Below are 3,517 nucleotides of genomic sequence, written 5' to 3' on the forward strand. Positions count from 1 at the left end.
GACGTGGTGGCCGGGGCGGGCTGCACGGCGGCGACAGGAGCGGGCTCGGGCGCCTGCGCATCCACCGGGGGAAGCTGCGGGGTGCTCGCGAGCTTGGCGAAGAGGTCGGCCTTCAGCGAGGCTGGAGGGGTGACGGGGTCGGCGGCGCGGCCGAGCTCGGCCGCCACCTCTTCGAACTGGCGGGCCTCCTCTGGAGTCTCAGCGCCCAGGTCGTAGCCGAGGCGCGACGGAGAGCGACGTTCCTCGTCGGTCATCAGGTCACCCCCAGTTCGTTTCGTAGCCGTATCATCGCATCGCGCAGCCGAGTTTTCGCTGTGCCGAGCGGGATGCCGAGCTCGGCCGCGATCTCGCTCTGGCTGAGGCCGCCGTAGTACGCCAACCGCACAGCTTCGCGTTGGGTATCGGACAGCGCAGCCATCGCAACCTCCACCCTCTCGTGCTCCACGCGAACCTCCACGGTCTCGGCCACCTGGTCGTACGCGGTCGGCAGGTCGCGTATGCCCACAGCCACATCCCGGTCCCGCGACGCCTGCGCGGCACGGACCCGGTCGATGGCGCGCCGGTGGGCCATCGTCATGATCCACGTCAACGCTCGACCCTTATTCGGATCGAACCGCGAAGCGGATTGCCAGACCTCGAGGAAAACCTCCTGGGTGACCTCCTCCGACTGGGAAGGGTCGACGAGCACGCGCCGCACCAGGCCGAGCACCCGGGATGCGGTGTGGTCGTAGAGCACGGAGAACGCGCTCTGATCACCGGCCGCGGTGCGGGAGAGGAGGTCGTCGAAGGAGACGGGCACCTCATCGTCCACGGCGTCTCCTGTCTCTCGGCGCACTGACAAGCATCGCAGGTCGGACCGCGATCCGGACCGAACGCTCCGCAGGGCGCGAAAAACCGGGCCGCAGAACGCCTCTCGGCGCGAGGCCGCTCGGAGCGGCTAATTTTGGAGCCCGGGGTTACTGCGGCCCGGCTGAACGAGTTTACCCGAGCCGCGCGGCCGATGCTGCGGCGTGGCGTTCGCGGGCCGAGAACGCCGGATGCGCCGCCGCCGGTTGACTAATCGCGGCCGCCGCGCCTGCGGCGCAGGTGGTAGACGATGCTGGCGACGCCGAGGGCGAACCCGATGACCCCCAGGACGATGCCGCCCCAGGTCAGCAGAGGGTTCGCATCCGGGAGGTCGGTGCGTAGCAGCCGGGCGAAGGAGAGGGCGAAGGCGGCGGCGAAGAACACCGTGAGCGCGATGGCCCCCGGGAGGAGGCGGCCGACGACCCACCACGGCTGCTTGGGGGTGGGGTTGCTCGTGGTGCTTTTGTTGCTGTTCTTGCTGTCGTCCATGCGCTGAGAGTACCGCCGTCTACTCGAGCGACTCGTGCCGCCACAGCTTGGCGCAGGAGGTGAGCTCCTCCGCCGTGCGCGAGAACCGCAGCGCGCGCGTCGTCAGCTCGCTGGACCGCTCCGGCGCCGTGTTCTCCTGATCGTCGGCGACAGACACGCATCCGGCAGCCGTGACCCGGCAGAACGCGGCGGCCCGATCGAGCGCGACGGCGAAATCCCCCTCGAACAACCCGCGCAGGATGCGGTCGGCCAGTTCGGTGACCTCCGCGGGCCCGGCCGGCGACGACGCACCGGCGACGACAGGATCGATGGACGGGACCACCTCAGTCCCGCGCTGATACAGCAGGGCGGTGCCCGCCGCATCCTGCCGGATCAGCAACCGCAGAAGATAGATGCGCCACAACGCGCCCGGCAGACTCTTGGCGCTCGACCGCGACCACAACTCGGCGACAGCGTCGATGCCGTGCTCATCGGTGAACGCCACCAGCCGATCCACGACCTCCGGATCGGGGTTCGAACGCACCCTGGCGAGCAGGGCATTGGCGGTCTCGTGCGCGACCCTGCTGATCTGCGCCGGGTCCTCCCCACCCATGAACGCCTCGAACATCCCGCTCGGAAACGTGGTCGGCTTGTGGAAATGGTCGCTCATGCACACCATTCTCCGCCCGGCACGAGCGGTCGGGAAACCACGCTAGATTAGAAGGGTAGGGCCTGTAGCTCAGTTGGCAGAGCATCGGACTTTTAATCCGCGGGTCGTGGGTTCGAGCCCCACCGGGCCCACCGTTACTTTCTCACTGCCGCCGCCCGATTCCCGATGGGGTCGGGCGCTTCACTGTGAGGCGGGCGCTGCTGGGCCGATCATCGGCGAACCGCCGTCACCCGATCGCTTCCACGTGGTGCCCCACCTGGCGCACCAGGATGCCTCCGGCGAAGAACCAGTTCTCGCCCTGGGCCGTCGGGGTCGTCCAGAGTTCTTCGCCCGTTCGGCGGTCGTATGCGCCTCCTGTGCCCGGAGCGATGATGGTGGCGCTGTTCGGGTACGTGACCTCTGGGCCGTAGAGCGGCCAGTGGGCCGAGTCCTTGTCGGCGACGGGGGTGGGGGCTCCCGTGTCGCGGTCGATGGAGCAGGTGTCGTTCGCTCCGCTGATGACGATCAGGGAGTTGCGCTCCTGGTCGGCGACGACGTCGCGGCTTCCGTTGCCCCAGAACCACTGGCTGATGCCGCAGTGGGCGATGTCGGCCGTCAGCTGGATGGCGCCGGTTCTGCTGTCGATGCGGGTGAGGGTCGACGGGGTGGTGAGGACCAGGTCACCGGAGGGGGCTCCCGCGTCGATGCCGGCCAGCCAGCCAGGGCGGCTGGCCGTGGTTCTCGCCTCGGAGATCGAGGCGCCCTGCGGGAACGGCATCGACCAGAGGGTGTCGCCCGTCGTCTGGTCGAGACCGGCGATGGTCGTCGGGGTACCGTCGACCAGATCGCGGTATTCGATGATCACGTCGCCCAGCGGGAGGTGGGTGCCGCCGGCAGCCTGATGGCTGAGCGCACCCGTGCCGATGTCGAGCAGGGTGGACTGCCAGCCGTTGACCTGGCCAGTCGCAAGGTACTCGAGCGGCACCAGGCCGGAAGCCGCGAAGTTCGGGACGTGGAGGGACGCCTTGGTCGCCTGCAACGGTGTCGACCACCGTGGATGCGCGAGGTCGCGCGGGTCGACGCGCTCGATCGTGTAGCTCGTCGCCTCGCCGGACGCATCCAGGGTCGGCTTCGTCCAGATCATGTCGCCGCTGTCGTCCCCGACCGGAGTCAGCCGCCAGTTCGGATACGAGCCGAAATCGGCGGGGAGCGTCGCCACGGTCTCACCGGTCGCCAGGTCGATGATGTCGCGGGGACCGCCGCCCCCGCTCTCGTCGGTGAACAGCGCCCTGTTGGAGGTGCCGAGGATGGAGAGGAAGGTCCCAATGCCCTCGTTTCCTTCCCAGTTCCACTCCCTCGTCCAGCGCACGGAACCGTCGACGGTGTCGACCATTGCGAGCGCGGCGTTGCCGTGCTCGAGCTCGCAGCCGGCCTTCGCATCCGTGGCGTGGTTCGCATCCACGACGAAGAGGGCGAGACCGTCGGCGATGTCGTAGACGTAGGTGTACTGGCAAGTGCTGGTGTCACCGGGCAGGTCGATGCTCCACGACGGGC

4 protein-coding genes, 1 tRNA gene and 1 pseudogene are annotated in these 3,517 nt (G+C 68.8%); 1 reads left to right on the forward strand and 5 read right to left on the reverse strand.

Annotated elements, in window-relative coordinates; all coding sequences use genetic code 11:
* The 4 genes and pseudogenes from B7438_RS20055 to B7438_RS20070 all read right to left on the reverse strand — a co-directional run.
* Nucleotides 1-254, reverse strand: a pseudogene (locus B7438_RS20055) (hypothetical protein); the annotation flags it as partial.
* On the reverse strand, nucleotides 254-811 hold the full coding sequence (sigK, locus tag B7438_RS20060; RefSeq protein WP_085371449.1) for an ECF RNA polymerase sigma factor SigK: 558 nt from the start codon (nucleotides 809-811) through the stop codon (nucleotides 254-256). The gene sigK and the pseudogene B7438_RS20055, both read right to left, overlap by 1 nt.
* Before the next feature lie 245 nt (nucleotides 812-1,056).
* Nucleotides 1,057-1,335, reverse strand: a complete 279-nt coding sequence (locus tag B7438_RS20065) for a hypothetical protein (RefSeq protein WP_085371450.1) — start codon at nucleotides 1,333-1,335, stop codon at nucleotides 1,057-1,059.
* 19 nt (nucleotides 1,336-1,354) lie between these two features.
* Nucleotides 1,355-1,984, reverse strand: coding sequence for a DNA-directed RNA polymerase subunit beta (locus B7438_RS20070; protein WP_085371451.1), 630 nt, complete (start codon nucleotides 1,982-1,984; stop codon nucleotides 1,355-1,357).
* Nucleotides 1,985-2,042: 58 nt separating this feature from the next.
* Here B7438_RS20070 and B7438_RS20075 point away from each other — a divergent pair.
* Nucleotides 2,043-2,115 (forward strand) — tRNA-Lys (locus tag B7438_RS20075).
* A gap of 95 nt (nucleotides 2,116-2,210) precedes the next feature.
* Here B7438_RS20075 and B7438_RS20080 read toward each other — a convergent pair.
* A partial coding sequence (locus tag B7438_RS20080) for a PQQ-binding-like beta-propeller repeat protein (protein WP_143466111.1) occupies nucleotides 2,211-3,517 on the reverse strand: 1,307 nt, incomplete at its 5' end.

It is taken from the genome of Leifsonia sp. NCR5 (genome assembly GCF_002105485.1).
Classification (GTDB): domain Bacteria; phylum Actinomycetota; class Actinomycetes; order Actinomycetales; family Microbacteriaceae; genus Leifsonia.

Bases quoted from the DNA above. Each gene is read 5' to 3' on its own strand.
- B7438_RS20065 (WP_085371450.1), bottom strand. From the start codon at position 1,335: ATGGACGACAGCAAGAACAGCAACAAAAGCACCACGAGCAACCCCACC.
- B7438_RS20070 (WP_085371451.1), bottom strand. From the start codon at position 1,984: ATGAGCGACCATTTCCACAAGCCGACCACGTTTCCGAGCGGGATGTTC.